Source organism: Neorhizobium vignae, from assembly GCF_000732195.1.
Taxonomy (GTDB): Bacteria; Pseudomonadota; Alphaproteobacteria; order Rhizobiales; family Rhizobiaceae; genus Neorhizobium; species Neorhizobium vignae.
Window position 1 is genome coordinate 299453 of the sequence record NZ_JNNU01000004.1, and the last position, 14839, is coordinate 314291.

Annotated in this window: 15 protein-coding genes; 14 read left to right on the plus strand and 1 reads right to left on the minus strand. The window is 63.1% G+C overall.

Annotation, left to right across the window (positions count from 1 at the left end; all coding sequences use genetic code 11):
• The first annotated feature begins 62 nt into the window (after positions 1–62).
• From GQ59_RS08405 to GQ59_RS08465, 14 genes are all read left to right on the plus strand, one after another.
• Positions 63–1169 carry a carbon-phosphorus lyase complex subunit gene (locus tag GQ59_RS08405; protein ID WP_037079899.1) on the plus strand — a complete coding sequence of 369 codons (1107 nt, stop codon included), beginning with the start codon at positions 63–65 and terminating at the stop codon, positions 1167–1169.
• The gene (locus GQ59_RS31805; RefSeq protein ID WP_152564274.1) at positions 1166–1375 is read left to right on the plus strand and encodes a hypothetical protein; all 210 of its coding nucleotides are present in this window, start codon (positions 1166–1168) and stop codon (positions 1373–1375) included. The genes GQ59_RS08405 and GQ59_RS31805 overlap by 4 nt, the downstream gene beginning before the upstream one ends.
• Positions 1372–2253, plus strand: a complete 882-nt coding sequence (locus GQ59_RS08410) for an alpha-D-ribose 1-methylphosphonate 5-phosphate C-P-lyase PhnJ (protein WP_037079902.1) — start codon at positions 1372–1374, stop codon at positions 2251–2253. Before GQ59_RS31805 ends, GQ59_RS08410 begins: the two co-directional genes overlap by 4 nt.
• Positions 2250–3026 (plus strand): phosphonate C-P lyase system protein PhnK, encoded by a 777-nt coding sequence (gene phnK / locus GQ59_RS08415; RefSeq protein WP_037079905.1) that lies wholly within the window; start codon positions 2250–2252, stop codon positions 3024–3026. Before GQ59_RS08410 ends, phnK begins: the two co-directional genes overlap by 4 nt.
• Before the next feature lie 68 nt (positions 3027–3094).
• Entirely contained in the window at positions 3095–3805 is a 711-nt protein-coding gene (phnL, locus tag GQ59_RS08420) for a phosphonate C-P lyase system protein PhnL (RefSeq protein WP_037079908.1), read from the plus strand.
• Entirely contained in the window at positions 3802–4419 is a 618-nt protein-coding gene (locus GQ59_RS08425) for a DapH/DapD/GlmU-related protein (RefSeq protein ID WP_037079910.1), read from the plus strand. Before phnL ends, GQ59_RS08425 begins: the two co-directional genes overlap by 4 nt.
• Before the next feature lie 114 nt (positions 4420–4533).
• Complete coding sequence (gene phnC / locus GQ59_RS08430; RefSeq protein ID WP_037079913.1) at positions 4534–5388, plus strand: phosphonate ABC transporter ATP-binding protein; 855 nt, start codon at positions 4534–4536, stop codon at positions 5386–5388.
• A gap of 80 nt (positions 5389–5468) precedes the next feature.
• Positions 5469–6380 (plus strand): phosphonate ABC transporter substrate-binding protein, encoded by a 912-nt coding sequence (phnD, locus tag GQ59_RS08435; protein ID WP_037079916.1) that lies wholly within the window; start codon positions 5469–5471, stop codon positions 6378–6380.
• 72 nt (positions 6381–6452) lie between these two features.
• On the plus strand, positions 6453–7433 hold the full coding sequence (gene phnE / locus GQ59_RS08440) for a phosphonate ABC transporter, permease protein PhnE (protein WP_037079919.1): 981 nt from the start codon (positions 6453–6455) through the stop codon (positions 7431–7433).
• Positions 7433–8776 carry a phosphonate ABC transporter, permease protein PhnE gene (gene phnE / locus GQ59_RS08445; RefSeq protein ID WP_152564275.1) on the plus strand — a complete coding sequence of 448 codons (1344 nt, stop codon included), beginning with the start codon at positions 7433–7435 and terminating at the stop codon, positions 8774–8776. Before phnE (GQ59_RS08440) ends, phnE (GQ59_RS08445) begins: the two co-directional genes overlap by 1 nt.
• 112 nt (positions 8777–8888) lie before the next feature.
• Positions 8889–9602, plus strand: a complete 714-nt coding sequence (locus GQ59_RS08450) for a DUF1045 domain-containing protein (protein WP_037079925.1) — start codon at positions 8889–8891, stop codon at positions 9600–9602.
• The gene (locus GQ59_RS08455) at positions 9599–10738 is read left to right on the plus strand and encodes an alpha-D-ribose 1-methylphosphonate 5-triphosphate diphosphatase (protein WP_037079928.1); all 1140 of its coding nucleotides are present in this window, start codon (positions 9599–9601) and stop codon (positions 10736–10738) included. The genes GQ59_RS08450 and GQ59_RS08455 overlap by 4 nt, the downstream gene beginning before the upstream one ends.
• Positions 10738–11337, plus strand: coding sequence for a phosphonate metabolism protein/1,5-bisphosphokinase (PRPP-forming) PhnN (gene phnN, locus GQ59_RS08460; RefSeq protein ID WP_037079931.1), 600 nt, complete (start codon positions 10738–10740; stop codon positions 11335–11337). The genes GQ59_RS08455 and phnN overlap by 1 nt, the downstream gene beginning before the upstream one ends.
• Before the next feature lie 75 nt (positions 11338–11412).
• Positions 11413–11709 carry a hypothetical protein gene (locus tag GQ59_RS08465; protein WP_037079934.1) on the plus strand — a complete coding sequence of 99 codons (297 nt, stop codon included), beginning with the start codon at positions 11413–11415 and terminating at the stop codon, positions 11707–11709.
• Positions 11710–11718: 9 nt separating this feature from the next.
• Here the strand turns inward: GQ59_RS08465 and polA are convergent, their stop codons facing one another.
• Positions 11719–14709, minus strand: coding sequence for a DNA polymerase I (polA, locus tag GQ59_RS08470; protein ID WP_037079937.1), 2991 nt, complete (start codon positions 14707–14709; stop codon positions 11719–11721).
• Positions 14710–14839: the final 130 nt, after the last annotated feature.

Here is a 14839-nt window from a genome sequence, read left to right on the forward strand (position 1 = left end):
GCCGAACGACCAAACCTTCCCGCATCTTGATGGGATGCCGGCAATGGCCAGGAGAATGAACCATGTATGTTGCCGTCAAGGGTGGCGAGGCCGCCATCAACAATGCTCACAGGCTGCTGGCCGACCGGCGTCGGGGTGATCGCTCGCTTCCTTCCGTCACCATCGAGCAGATCGTCGAGCAGCTTGGTCTCGCCGTAGACCGCGTGATGGCCGAGGCCTCGCTTTATGACCGGGCGCTCGCAGCGCTTGCCATCCGCCAGTCACGGGGCGACATGATCGAGGCGATCTTCCTCCTGCGCGCCTATCGCACCACGCTGCCTCGCTTCGGCTCTTCCGTTCCGGTCGATACGGCGGCGATGAAGGTCGAGCGGCGCATTTCGGCGACCTACAAGGATTTGCCGGGCGGCCAGCTTCTCGGACCTACATTCGACTACACCCACCGCCTGCTCGATCCTTCGCTGCTCACCGACGAACCGGTGGACGAGCCGGAACGCCGCGACACGCCGCAGGAGCACGTCATGCGGGTCTCGGACATTCTCGCCCATGAGGGCCTGATCGAGGACGATGGCGAGTTTTCCGAGGATCATCAGGCAGGCGACCTCACCCGCGAGCCGCTGGAATTTCCGATGAGCCGGGATCTGCGGCTGCAGGCGCTCGCCCGCGGCGACGAGGGTTTCCTGCTGGCGCTCGGCTACTCCACCCAGCGCGGGTACGGCCGCAACCATCCGTTCGTCGGTGAAGTCCGCATCGGGGAAGTGGAGGTCGAGATCGAAGTTGCAGAACTCGGCTTTGCCGTCTCGCTCGGCCGCATCCGGATCACCGAATGCCAGATGGTCAACCAGTTCAAGGGTTCGTCGAAGGCGCCGCCGCAGTTCACCCGCGGTTACGGCCTGGTGTTTGGTCAGAGCGAGCGCAAGGCGATGTCGATGTCGCTGGTGGATCGCGCCCTGCGGGCCGAAGAGCTCGGCGAGGATATCACCGCGCCGGCGCAGGACGAGGAATTCGTGATCTCGCATTCGGACAACGTGCAGGCGACCGGTTTCGTCGAGCACCTGAAACTGCCGCATTACGTTGACTTCCAGGCCGAGCTTGCACTGGTTCGCAGGATGCGTGCCGATATCGAAGCCAGCAGAAATGGCGGAAAAGACATGCGGGAGGCGGCGGAATGACCGAAATCGCCGCACATCCTTCAGTCGCCGCCGTCTCCTCCGTCGCCGCCATCCCCGTCAAAACTGCTGCTGCCCTTTCCCGGTCCAAAGATGGCGCGATAGAGCAGCGCGAGCGCGATAAGGCCGAAGAGCACGATACTCGAAAGCGTCTCGGCACTGAATTCCATGAACTGCCCTCCCAATTGCTCAAAGGTAACCGTAAATGACGGACCTCGCCACTTACAACTTCGCCTATCTCGACGAACAGACGAAGCGGATGATCCGCCGCGCAATCCTCAAGGCGATCGCCATCCCCGGTTACCAGGTGCCCTTCGCGTCGCGCGAAATGCCGATGCCCTACGGCTGGGGCACCGGCGGCGTGCAGGTGACAGCCGCGATCATCGGCCCGGAAGACGTGCTGAAGGTGATCGACCAGGGCGCCGACGACACGACCAATGCGGTCTCGATCCGCGCCTTCTTCCAGAAGGTCGCCAATGTCGCCGTCACCACCCACACCAAGGACGCGACGATCATCCAGACCCGCCATCGCATTCCCGAGCACAAGCTCGCCGAGGGCCAGATCCTCGTCTACCAGGTGCCTATCCCGGAGCCCTTGCGTTTCCTCGAGCCGCGCGAGACCGAGACCCGCAAGATGCATGCGCTGGAAGAATACGGGCTCATGCATGTGAAGCTCTACGAGGATATCGCCCATAACGGCCGGATCTCGAAGACCTATGCCTATCCGGTCAAGGTCGCGGGCCGCTACGTGATGGACCCGTCGCCGACGCCTAAGTTCGATAATCCGAAGATGCATCGGTCGGAGGCGCTGCAGCTGTTCGGCGCCGGCCGCGAGAAGCGCATCTACGCCGTGCCGCCCTATACGGATGTCGTCAGCCTCGACTTCGAGGATCATCCGTTCGAAATCCAGACCTTCGACAAACCCTGCGCGCTCTGCGGCGCCGGGGACGTCTATCTCGACGAGGTGGTGCTGGACGACAAGGGCGGCCGCATGTTCGTCTGCTCCGACACCGACAATTGCGAGGACCGCCGCGAACACGGCCATGTCGGCGCCATGCTGGCGCCTGCCAAGGAGGCAGCGGAATGACCGATACCCCCCTCCTCAAAGTCAGCGGCGTCTCGAAGTTCTATGGCAGCCGGATCGGCTGCAAGGACGTGTCCTTCGACCTGTGGCCGGGCGAGGTGCTCGCCATCGTCGGCGAATCCGGCTCGGGCAAGACGACGTTGCTCAATTGCCTGTCGACCCGGCTGATGCCGACCGCCGGCAGCGTCGAATACCGGATGCGCGACGGCAATTTCCGCGACCTCTACCATATGAGCGAGGCCGAGCGCCGTTTCCTGATGCGCACCGACTGGGGATTCGTCCATCAGAACCCGGCCGACGGCCTGCGCATGACGGTCTCGGCTGGCGCCAATGTCGGCGAGCGGCTGATGGCGGTCGGCGACCGGCATTACGGCAAGATCCGCGAGACGGCGAGCGACTGGCTGACCCGCGTCGAGATCGGCACCGACCGCATCGACGACCAGCCGCGCGCCTTTTCCGGCGGCATGCGCCAGCGCCTGCAGATCGCCCGCAACCTCGTCACCGGCCCGCGCCTGGTGTTCATGGACGAGCCGACCGGCGGCCTCGACGTCTCGGTTCAGGCCCGCCTGCTCGATCTGGTTCGCGGCCTCGTCAACGATCTCGGCCTGTCTGCGATCGTCGTCACCCACGACCTCGCCGTCGCCCGCCTCCTGTCGCACCGGATGATGGTGATGAAGGACGGCCATGTGATCGAACACGGGCTGACCGACCGCGTGCTCGACGATCCGCGCGAGCCTTACACCCAGCTTCTCGTCTCTTCCATTCTTCAGGTCTGAGGGGCGCATGGTCCCGAAAAGTGGTCGCCGGTTTTCGGACAAGACCATGCGCAAACAAGGATAAAGTCATGGCCACCCCTCTCGTCGTTTCCGAAGTCTTCAAGAGCTTCACCATGCATCTGCGCGACGGCATCAAGCTGCCGGTCGTCAACGATGTGAATTTTTCGGTCGCGAGCGGCGAATGCGTCGTGCTCGGCGGCCCGTCGGGCATCGGCAAGAGTTCGATCCTGAAAATGCTCTACGGCAACTACGCCGTCGATGCCGGGCAAATCCTCGTCGACCACAACGACCGGCTCGTCGATATCGCCCGCGCCGATCCGCGCACCGTGCTCGACGTGCGCCGCCATACGCTCGGTTACGTCAGCCAGTTCCTGCGCACCGTTCCGCGCGTCTCCGCGCTCGACGTGGTCGCCGAACCGCTCGTCGCCCGCGGCATCGCAGCGCCGGAAGCGCGCGACAAGGCGGCCGAGCTTCTGGCCAAGCTCAATCTGCCGCGGGAGCTCTGGACCCTGCCTCCCGCCACGTTTTCGGGTGGCGAACAGCAGCGGGTCAACATCGCCCGCGGTTTCATCACCAGCCACCGCATCCTGCTCCTCGATGAGCCGACCGCTTCGCTCGACGCGGTCAACCGGCGGGTCGTCGTGGAGATGATCGCGGACAAAAAACGCGATGGCGTCGCCCTTCTCGGCATTTTCCATGACGAGGAAGTGCGCGAGGCTGTGGCTGATCGCGTTCTCGACGTCTCGCAGTTTTCCCCCCGAAAGGCAGTCGCAGCATGAGCGTCAAGGTTGGGTTGGAGCCCGCGATCCACGAAACGGCAAACGTCAGCAATTCCACGCTCGGTCCGTATACGGAAGTTTCCGAGCGCTGCCGCATCAGCGAGGCCGAGATCGGTGCTTATTCCTACATCATGCAGGATGGCTCGATCTGGTGTGCGACGATCGGCAAGTTCGTCAACATGGCGGCCTCGGTGCGCATCAACGCCACCAACCACCCAACCTGGCGGGCGACGCTGCATCATTTCACCTATCGCGCCGCCAGCTACTGGGACGACGCCGAAGACGAAAAGAGCTTCTTCGAATGGCGGCGCGACCATCGCGTCACCATCGGCCATGACGTGTGGATCGGCCATGGCGCCACCGTATTGCCGGGCGTCACCGTCGGCAACGGCGCGGTGATCGGCGCCGGCGCGGTCGTCTCCAAGGACGTGGCGCCCTATACGATCGTCGGCGGCGTGCCGGCAAAACTCATCCGCGAGCGTTTCACGAAAGCAGTCGGCGAAGCGATGGACCGGCTTGCCTGGTGGGATTGGGACCACCTGAAACTAAGGGCTGCTCTCGACGATTTCCGGGTACTTTCGGCCGAAGAATTCGTGTCGCGTCACAGCAGGTAACGCAAGCGCTGCAGGCGCTTTCGAAATATAATAAAACCGACATAAATCCGACATTCAGACTTCATCAACCATCGCTATCGAGCTCTCAGAAAAAAGCTGAATTGGCGAGAGAGCATGAAGTTCGAATTGAGGGACATCACCCGCCGTTTTGGCGATCGTATCGCGGTGAGCGCCGTGAACGTCGAGATTCCCCAGGGCCAGATGGTCGGCATCATCGGCCGTTCCGGCGCCGGCAAGTCGACCCTGCTGCGCATGATCAACCGCCTGCAGGAGCCGAGCTCCGGCTCCATCTACTTCAACGGCTCCGAGGTCTCTTCCCTCAAGGGCCAGGCGTTGCGCAACTGGCAGCGCGACTGCGCGATGATCTTCCAGCAGTTCAACCTCGTCCCGCGCCTCGACGTGATGACCAACGTACTGCTCGGCCGTCTCAATCACCGTTCGACGACGATGAGCCTGCTCAAAATCTTCAGTCGTGACGAGCGCGTCATGGCGATGGCGGCGCTCGAGCGGCTCGGCATCGAACAGACGGCGCTGCAGGCGGCCGGAACGCTCTCGGGCGGCCAGCAGCAGCGCGTCGCGATTGCCCGCGCCCTGGTACAGGCACCGAAGATGATGCTCGCCGACGAGCCTATCGCCTCGCTCGATCCGCTCAACGCCAAGATCGTCATGGATGCGCTGCGCGACATAAACGAGCGCGAAGGCATCACGGTCATCACCAATCTGCACACGCTCGATACGGCCCGCAGCTATTGCGAGCGGATCATCGGCATGGCGGGCGGCCGCGTCGTCTTCGACGGCCCGCCGCAGGAGCTCAATGCCAATGCGGTGCGCGAGATCTACGGTTCCGACAAGGATGGAGCCGGGATCGACGAGACCATGACATCGACCAGCCTTGCCCCCGCCCGCCGCGGCGAGGCGGTCGCGATCGACCCATCCGGCATGATGGCCGAAACCGCCGCCATGCGCTGACCCGTTTCCGGCTGCGCCCCGCGGCCGGAAGACTGACGCCCTTTCCGGGTTGACCACCCCAATCACCAAAGGAGACTTCCATGTCTGCATTCCGCAAGATCCTGATGGCGACGATCGCCATCGCAGCCGTTGCCGGCCAGGCCCACGCCCAGAGCGCACCGGTTCTGCGCATCGGCCTCGACGGCGGCGAAAACGAAGCCGACCAGGTCCGCCGCACCGAATGCGTCAAGCCGGGCCTGATCGCCGCGACCGGCGCATCGGACGTCAAGCTCTTCCCGTCGCCGAACTACAACGGCGTCATCCAGGGCCTGCTCGGCGGCACGATCGACCTCGCCGTCATGGGCGCTGCTTCCTACGCAGCGATCTACATCAAGGACCCGAACGCCGTTACCCCGGTTCTGACCACCAAGCAGGCCGACGGCTCGACCGGCTACTACTCGATCATGGTTGCCCGCAAGGACTCGGGCATCAAGACGCTCGCCGACGCCAAGGGCAAGAAGATCGGCTTCGCCGATCCGGACTCGACCTCCGGCTACCTCGTCCCGAACGTCGCCCTGCCGAAGGATGTCGGCATGCCGGTCAAGCAGTACTTCTCCGAAACCGGCTTCGGCGGCGGCCACGAGAACCTCGTTCTCGGCGTTCTCGACAAGAAGTTCGACGTCGGCACCACCTTCGGCTCGGCCGTCGGCGACTGGGCACAGGGCTACTCGTCCGGCAACCTGCACATCATGGTCTCCAAGGGCCTGCTCGACATGGACGACATCGTCCAGGTCTGGAAGTCGCCGCTCATCCCGAACGGCCCGCTGATGGTGTCCAACAAGCTTTCGGACGACATGAAGAAGAAGGTGACCGCCTTCTTCGCCGAGCTGCCGAAGAAGGACAAGTCTTGCTTCGAGAGCTTCACGGGCGGCGGTTACGTCGACTGGTCGCCGGTCGACCAGAAGTTCTACCAGACCATTATCGACGCTCGTAAGGCTGTCATCGGCGGCTGATCCAACGTCTGATCAATGTTCCTGCGGCGGCATCATAACGATGCCGCCGCTCGTTCAACAAGGATACCCAGAATGGCGCATGCGACCGGACCCGCCCAGTTCAGCGGGCTGCAGGAAAGCTCCCGCACCATCCTCGACCATTATCAGCAACAGGTGCGGACCCGGCGGATCTATACCGTCGTATCCATCGTCGTTTTCCTGATCGTGCTCGCTGCGTCGCTGGATTTCGCCAACGAGGCCAATTCCGGCAAGTTCTTCGAACGCCTTCCCTATTTCTTCGATTTCCTGAAGAGCTTCGTGCCGAACAGTCCGCTGGAGATCTTCCGCGCCATGTTCGACCTGCCATCGCCCTATGCGGACGGATCGATCAAGTTCGACTATACGAGCGACCGTATCTGGATCACCGACAGTTTCTATATTCCGAACTTCTTCTACCAGTTGGCGATCACCATCAATATCGCCATCGTTTCGACCATTCTCGGCGCCACAGGTGCTTTCCTTCTCTGCTTCTTCGCCTCCACCAATCTCGTCGGCGCCGGTCTCACGCGCTGGGTGGTTCGGCGCATCATGGAAATCCTGCGCGCCTTTCCGGAGATCGTCGTCGCCGGCCTGCTGGCCGCGATCCTGTCGATCGGTCCGATCGCAGCGATCATCGCCGTGTCGATCCACACCATAGGGGCGCTCGGAAAGCTGTTCTTCGAAGTGGTCGAGAATGCCGACATGAAGCCGGACGAGGGCCTGCGCGCCTCTGGCGCCAGCTGGCTGGAGCGCGTGCGCTTCGCGATCCTGCCGCAGGTCCTGCCCAATTTCGTCTCCTACACGCTGCTGCGCACCGAGATCAACGTGCGCGCCTCGACCATTATCGGCGCCGTGGGCGGCGGCGGCATCGGGGAGGTGTTCAGCCTGTCGATCGGCCGCGACCACGCCGCCAAGACCTATGCGATCATCATCCTCCTGCTGGTCACCGTCATCTGCGTCGACCAGTTCTCTGCCTGGCTGCGCCGCCGGCTGATCGGCAAGCAATCGTTCGAATTCGGTCGGGGAGCTGCCTGATGTCCAATCTTGCCGTCAATGCCGCCGATCGCGAACGCCTGCTCGCCGCCTATCCGGAAGTCTTTCACCGCAGCTTCATGCAGCGCTGGGGCCTGGCGGTCGCGGCCGTCGCGGTCCTCGTCTATCTCGCCTTCTGCTTTTCCTTCTTCAACGTCATCCCGACCTTCGTCAACGGCAACTGGGATCGCGCGGCGATCTACCTCCAGGACTGGTATTCATGGCGCGCGCAGCCTCGCCTGCGTTTCCAGAACGGTCAGGTCGTGCCGCAATGGACGAGCCGCGGGCAATATCCTGACGGTGCGGCGATCGACTGGCTGAAGCCGACCTCGAACGGCGGTTACACGGTGATCTTCGGTAGCGACGACCGGCTCGACGTGACCCCGAGCCAGGTCGACGTCTATATCGACGGCAAGCTCTATCCCGTAGCGATCAGAGGGGACCGAGCTATCCTGCCGGCCGGTGCGCCGGCGCGGATGGTGCAGGACGACAACAAGGTCAGCGTGCGTTTCGGCTTTGCCGGCCAGGCGGAGATCCGCAACAACCAAGTCTATGTGCAGCGGCGTTTCCTCGGCTGGGCAAATTTCTTCTTCGACACGCAATCGCCGTTCTGGGGCCGCAGCCTCACCAGCGTGGCCGGGCTGACGCTTTTCGGCGAGCGGCTCGACCCGAGCCAGTCCAATGCCTCGCTGGCGCTCGACAACTTCTTGAACAATAGCAGCTGGCAGCATGGCGACATTCTCTCCAAGCTGATGCAGACGCTGGTCATGGCCTTCGTGGGCACGCTGTTTGCCACGCTCATCGCCTTCCCGCTTGCCTTCGTTGCGGCGCGCAATATCACCACGAACCGGCCGATGAACTGGGGGATGAAGCGCTTCTTCGACTTCCTGCGCTCGATCGACATGCTGATCTGGGCCCTGTTCTTCACCCGCGCCTTCGGGCCAGGGCCGCTTCCGGGGATCGCCGCCATCTTCTTCACGGATACCGGTGCGCTCGGCAAGGTCTATTCGGAGGCACTGGAAAATGTCGACGACAAGCAGCGCGAGGGCGTCAAGTCGGTGGGTGCCGCGCCGGTCATCGTGCAGCGCTACGGCGTGGTGCCGCAGGTCCTGCCGATCTTCATCTCGCAATCGCTGTATTTCTGGGAGTCCAACACCCGTTCGGCAACCGCGATCGGCGCTGTCGGCGCGGGCGGTATCGGCCTCAAGCTGCTCGAATCCATGAAGACCAATGCCGATTGGGACAAGGTTGCCTACATGGTCCTGCTGATCCTCCTGGTGGTCTTCGTCTTCGACAATCTCTCCAACGCGCTGCGTTCCCGCGTCATGGGCAAAAAGGGCCACTGACAGGCCGGATTATCATCATTCTGTCATGGAAATCTTTTAGCCGGGGGTCCTGTTTCGCGGGCCGGCGCACAGGTAAAGTCGGCCGGCCTTCTCCTGATTCCGGAATCCCGTCTTGCGCTACGCTCTCTATTTTTCGCCCGCCGAAAACCATCCGCTGACGAAAGCGGCAGCGCGTTGGCTCGGCCGTGACGCCTTTACAGCCGAGACGTTTCCGACGCCCGATGTCGAAGGCCTGTCCCCCGACACCGTCCATGAACTGACCGCCGATCCGCGGCGCTATGCCTTTCACGCGACGCTCAAGGCACCGTTCGAGCTGCATCCGGACCGGACAGAAGCCGAGTTGATCAGGGCCGCCGACCGGTTTGCCGCAGAGACGCCGGTCTTCGACATCCCGAACGTCATCGTCGGCCAGCTCGGGCGGTTCTTCGCGCTGGTGCCGGATACGATTTACCCCGAGCTCCAGCATTACGCCGGACGCGTCGTCGAAGAGTTCGAACCTTTTCGCGCGCCGCTGTCGGAGGCCGATATCGCGCGGCGTAAACCTGATATGCTAAGCTCGGCCCAGCGCGCCAATCTCGACCGCTGGGGTTATCCCTATGTCATGGACGAGTTCCGCTTCCACATGACATTGACCGGCCAGGTTCCGCCCGAGCATGCGCCCATCATGCGCCGCGAGCTCGACCGCCGCTTTGCCGATTTCGCCAACACCCCGCTGACCGTCGATGGGCTCGCCATCTTCGTGGAGCCCGAGCGCGGCGCACCCTTCATCGCCCATCGCTGGCTTCCCCTAGCGTCCGCCTTCGAAAACAGAAAGACTGCATCATGACCGCCGAACTCGTGCTTACCAATGCCCGCATCGTGCTCGAGGACAGCGTGATCTCCGGTTCCGTCCAGATCCGGAACGGCAAGATCACCGATATCTCAGAAGGCAATGTCCATAGCGGCGAGGATTTCGAGGGCGACTACCTGATCCCCGGACTAGTCGAACTTCATACCGACCATCTGGAACAGCATTATTCGCCGCGGCCGGGCGTGCGCTGGAACACCACGGCGGCGATCCAGGCCCATGACGCACAGATTGCCACCTCCGGCATCACCACCGTCTTCGACTGCCTGCGCATGGGTGCCGACGAGGACGGCGGCTTTGCCCATGGCGAAATGCGCGCCATGGCGGACGCGATTGCCGCCGCCGGCGCCTATGGCCGCCTGCGCTCCGAACATTTCCTGCACCTGCGTTGCGAAGTCTCGGCGGACAATTGCATGGAGCATTTCGTCGATTTCGAGAACGACCCGCATGTCCGGCTCGTCTCGCTGATGGATCACGCCCCCGGCCAGCGGCAATTCCAGACGATGGATCAGTACACGCTCTACTACCAGAAGAAGCGCGGCCTCAGCGACGAGGCATTCGCCGCTTTCGTGGCCAAACGCCAGGAAGAATCGGCACGTAACGCAACACCGCACCGCGTTGCGATCTCGAAGGTCTGCGCCGAGCGTGGCATTACGGTCGCAAGCCATGACGACGCGACGCTTTCCCATGTGGGCGAAGCGATCGACAACGGCGTTCGGCTGGCGGAATTCCCGACCAGTTTCGATGCGGCAAAGGCTTCGCACGAAGCGGGAATGAGCGTGCTGATGGGTGCCCCGAACATTGTTCGCGGCAAGTCGCATTCCGGCAATATCGCCGCTCGCGACCTTGCCGAGCGCGGCGTGCTCGACGTGCTCTCCTCCGATTACGTGCCGCTCAGCCTGCTGCATGCCCCCTTTGTGCTTGCCTCGGAGGTGGAGAGCATCTCGCTGCCGAAGGCGCTCGCCATGGTGACATCGACCCCTGCCCGCACCGTCAGCCTCGACGACCGGGGCCGGATCGCGACCGGCCTGCGTGCCGATATCGTCCGCGTCCATCACGAGGAGGGGGTTCCCGTCTCCCGCGCCGTCTGGCGGGAAGGCCGGCGGGTCGCCTGATGGACGTCAAGCCGACAGCAACGGAACGGGAGCGAAGCGGCTGCATGGTCGCGGTCGTCGGCCCGAGCGGGGCCGGCAAGGACACGCTGATGGCCTATGCCGCCCGGTTCTTCGAGGGCCGCGATGACGTCGTCTTCGTACGACGCGTCATAACCCGCAACGCCGCCGCAGGCGGTGAAGACCATGACGGCGTTTCCGAAGCGGAATTCGAGGCTCTGGAACAGGCCGGCCGTTTTGCGGTCTCCTGGGGCGCCCACGGTCTGCGATACGGCATTCCCGTCGAGACGAAAGAGGCCATGGCGAAAGGCCGGCTGGTCGTCGCCAACGGCTCGCGTTCCGCGCTTGCCCGGTTCAAGGATGCCTATCCCTCGCTCGTGGTCATCAACATCACCGCCAGCCTGGACGTGCTCGCGGCCCGGCTCGAAGCGCGTGGACGGGAAACGCGCGAGGAGATACTTCGGCGTCTCGAACGCAGCTCGCTTACCGTGACCGGCGACTACCAGGTGGTGACGATCGACAATAGCGGATCGCTCGAAGATGCCGGCAGGGCCTTGGTCGGCGTCCTCAACGGTTGCTTTGCGAACCGTCCGGTTGGTTAGCGAAAAACGTTCGATCGTCCTTTAAAGTCCCTGAACCGGCTCTATGTGCCTTTTCTTATAAAGAAAGGAAAAATCATGGGCCAGAGCAAGCCGCGCGAAGGGCAACATCCCGATGAGGCAACCGCCACCGATCTGGAAGCGCGCATGGTTGTTCTGGAAATCGTCTCCATGACGGCATTGGCGCTTGCCATGGACACGTCAGAGAACGCGGATGTCGAACATGCCCGCGGGATCAGCAACCTCATTCTCGAGACCGTTCGCCAGCGTTGCCACGAAATGAACATGCATGACGATGCGCGGCTTACCGCCTGCGCCTATGCCGACGAGCTGCTTTCGACTGCGCTTCTGTCTCTTTATCCGCGGGAACACTGAGCCTTAGGCTCAATGCGCCTCATCCCAATTGCTGGCGGCGCGGGCATCGACCTTCAGCGGCACCCGCATCGAGATCGCCGGCATGGCCGCGTGTTCCATGGTCGACATGATCACCGGCAAGGACTTGTCGATCGCTTCGTCCTCGACCTCGAAGATCAGTTCGTCATGCACCTGAAGCAGCATGCGGGCTCTTCCGTTCAGTCCGGCCGTTTCCAGCGCCGGCTCCATCTTCGCCATCGCGCGGCGGATGATGTCGGCGGCCGAGCCCTGGATCGGCGCATTGATCGACGCACGTTCGTTGAAGGCGCGCACCGAAGGGTTGGAGGACTTGATCTCCGGATAATGCGCCCTGCGACCGAAGATCGTCTCGACGTAGCCGTTCTCGCGCGCGAAGGTCTTGGTGCTTTCCATGTAGTCCCGGATGCCCGGGAAGCGCTCGAAATACTTCTTGATGTAGTCGCCCGCTTCGGAGCGCTCGATCGACAGCTGGTTGGCCAGCCCGAAGGCGGAAATGCCGTAGATGATGCCGAAGTTGATCGCCTTGGCGCGGCGGCGCACTTCGCTCGGCATGCCTTCGACCGGCACGCCGAACATTTCCGAAGCCGTCATCGCATGAATGTCGATCCCATCAGCAAAGGCCTGGCGCAGCTGTGGAATGTCGGCCACATGGGCCAGCACGCGCAGCTCGATCTGGCTGTAATCTGCCGAGACCAGCTTGTGGCCGGGCGTCGAGATGAAGGCGGTGCGGATCTTGCGGCCTTCCGCGGTACGCACCGGAATGTTCTGCAGGTTCGGCTCGGAGGAGGACAGGCGGCCGGTCGTTGTCGAGGCCAGCGCATAGGAGGTGTGCACCCGCTTGGTCTCGGGATGGACGTAACCCGGCAACGCATCGGTATAGGTGGATTTCAATTTGGTCAGCTGGCGCCAGTCGACGATCTTGCGCGGCAGGGGATGGCCTTCGGCAGCCAGATCTTCCAGTACGCTGGCCGAGGTCGACCATTGGCCGGTCTTGGTCTTGGCGCCGCCCGGCAGGCCCATCTTGCCGAACAGGATGTCGCCGAGCTGTTTCGGCGAACCGATGGTGAACCTTTCCCCCGCCAGCTCGTAGATCTCGTCTTCGAAGGCGGCGGCCCGCTGGGCAAGCTCTCCCGAAAGCCTGGACAGGATCTGCCGGTCGATGGTGATGCCGCGCTCTTCCATGCGGGCAAGCACCGAGACCAGCGGCCGCTCCAGCCGCTCATAGATGCGCGTCAGCCCCGCGGCCGCCAGCTGCGGTTTCAACACCATCCACAGGCGCAGCGTCACGTCGGCGTCTTCCGCCGCATAGGCGGTTGCCTTGTCGATATCGACGAAATCGAAGGTCACGCCGGCCTTGCCGCTGCCGGCAACCTCCTTGAAGGTGATCGGCTTGTGGTTCAGCCAGCGCTCCGACAGAGCGTCCATGCCGTGGCTCGCCTTGCCGGCTTCCAGCACATAGGACATCAGCATCGTGTCGTCATAACTCTCGACGGTGATGCCGTGGCGCTTCATTACGAGGTAGTCATATTTCAGGTTCTGCGCCACTTTCAGGACCGACGGGTCCTCCAGCAGCGGCTTCAGGCGCGCCAGCGCCTCCCGGGTCGGGATCTGGTTTTCGGCAAGCCCCCCGCCGAGCAGATCGCCGACCCCGGTCTTGTGGATCAGCGGCACATAGGCCGCACGGACTTCCAGACCTGAGGGGTTGGCCGTATTGTCGGCAAGCGCCAGAGAAAAGCCGACCAGTTCCGCCTGCATCGGATCGAGCGACGTGGTTTCCGTATCGAAGGCGACGAGTCCGGTTTCCCGCGCGGCCTTGATCCAGTCGTCCAGGACTTCGACATCGCGAATGGTCACGTAGCAGCTCGGATCGAGCTTGGCATTGGCAAAGGCTTCGATGCGGGTCTTGGCAAATTCCGAAGGCGTGGCTTCTCCGGTGCCCTTGGCGACCGGTGCCTTGGCCGGATTGGCAGGCGCTTCGGCCGCCGCCTCGCCGGTATCAACCGTTGCCGAACCACCGGCATCGAGGTCCGGGCCGCGGGCGGCCTGGCCCCATTCGACATTCACGACGGCGGGTTCGATGGCATCGGCATCGCAGTTGCAGGCGGCGGCGACGCGGCGCGTCAGCGTGCCGAATTCCATGGTCTTCAGGAAGGCGACCAGTTTCGGGCCGTCCTGCGGCTCCAGTACCAGCGCGTCGAGATCGAGGTCCAGGGGCACGTCGAGCCGAAGCGAGACGAGCCGGCGCGACAGGCGGGCCAGATCGGCATTGGCGACGATGTTCTCGCGGCGCTTCACCTGCTTGATCTCGCCGGCGCGGGCAAGCAGCGTGTCGAGATCGCCGAATTCTTCGAGAAGCTGGGCTGCCGTCTTCGGGCCGATGCCCGGAATGCCCGGCACGTTGTCGACCGAATCGCCGACCATCGCCTGCAGGTCGATCATCTTCTCCGGCGGCACGCCCCATTTCTCGATGACATCGGGAATGCCGATCTGCTTGTCCTTCATGCTGTCGTACATGTGGACGTTCGGCGTCACGAGCTGCATCAGGTCCTTGTCCGACGAGACGATGGTCACATCGGCACCGGTCGCCTCGGCCTGGCGGGCGTAGGTGGCGATGATGTCGTCCGCCTCGAAACCTTCGGTCTCGATGCAGGGCAGGTTGAATGCGCGGGTCGCCTGGCGGATCAGGCCGAACTGCGGGATCAGTTCTTCCGGCGGCGCCGAACGGTTCGCCTTGTAGGCGTCGTATAGGTCCTTGCGGAAGGTTTTGGCGGAATAGTCGAAAATGACGGCGAAATGGCTGGGCGTCACGCCGACCGAAGTGTCGCGCGCATCGGTCAACAGCTTCCACAGCATGTTGCAGAAGCCGGATACGGCGCCGACCGGCAGGCCGTCGGATTTGCGGGTGAGCGGCGGCAACGCGTGGAAGGCGCGGAAAATGAAGCCGGAACCGTCGATAAGGAAAAGATGATCGCCTTTTTTCATGGCGCAAGGAATAGCGTGGGGCATTTGATCCGTCCATGAAAACTTCGCCGCCGCGAAGCCTCCCGCCCTCACCGGAACGTTACCGATTTGTAACATGCCTTTCTCTTGAAAAGCCCGGTTCGGCCCCACA

Coding starts and splice junctions, on each gene's coding strand:
- GQ59_RS08405 (WP_037079899.1), top strand. CDS start 63: ATGTATGTTGCCGTCAAGGGTGGCGAGGCCGCCATCAACAATGCTCAC.
- GQ59_RS31805 (WP_152564274.1), top strand. CDS start 1,166: ATGACCGAAATCGCCGCACATCCTTCAGTCGCCGCCGTCTCCTCCGTC.
- GQ59_RS08410 (WP_037079902.1), top strand. CDS start 1,372: ATGACGGACCTCGCCACTTACAACTTCGCCTATCTCGACGAACAGACG.
- phnK (WP_037079905.1), top strand. CDS start 2,250: ATGACCGATACCCCCCTCCTCAAAGTCAGCGGCGTCTCGAAGTTCTAT.
- phnL (WP_037079908.1), top strand. CDS start 3,095: ATGGCCACCCCTCTCGTCGTTTCCGAAGTCTTCAAGAGCTTCACCATG.
- GQ59_RS08425 (WP_037079910.1), top strand. CDS start 3,802: ATGAGCGTCAAGGTTGGGTTGGAGCCCGCGATCCACGAAACGGCAAAC.
- phnC (WP_037079913.1), top strand. CDS start 4,534: ATGAAGTTCGAATTGAGGGACATCACCCGCCGTTTTGGCGATCGTATC.
- phnD (WP_037079916.1), top strand. CDS start 5,469: ATGTCTGCATTCCGCAAGATCCTGATGGCGACGATCGCCATCGCAGCC.
- phnE (WP_037079919.1), top strand. CDS start 6,453: ATGGCGCATGCGACCGGACCCGCCCAGTTCAGCGGGCTGCAGGAAAGC.
- phnE (WP_152564275.1), top strand. CDS start 7,433: ATGTCCAATCTTGCCGTCAATGCCGCCGATCGCGAACGCCTGCTCGCC.
- GQ59_RS08455 (WP_037079928.1), top strand. CDS start 9,599: ATGACCGCCGAACTCGTGCTTACCAATGCCCGCATCGTGCTCGAGGAC.
- phnN (WP_037079931.1), top strand. CDS start 10,738: ATGGACGTCAAGCCGACAGCAACGGAACGGGAGCGAAGCGGCTGCATG.
- GQ59_RS08465 (WP_037079934.1), top strand. CDS start 11,413: ATGGGCCAGAGCAAGCCGCGCGAAGGGCAACATCCCGATGAGGCAACC.
- polA (WP_037079937.1), bottom strand. CDS start 14,709: ATGAAAAAAGGCGATCATCTTTTCCTTATCGACGGTTCCGGCTTCATT.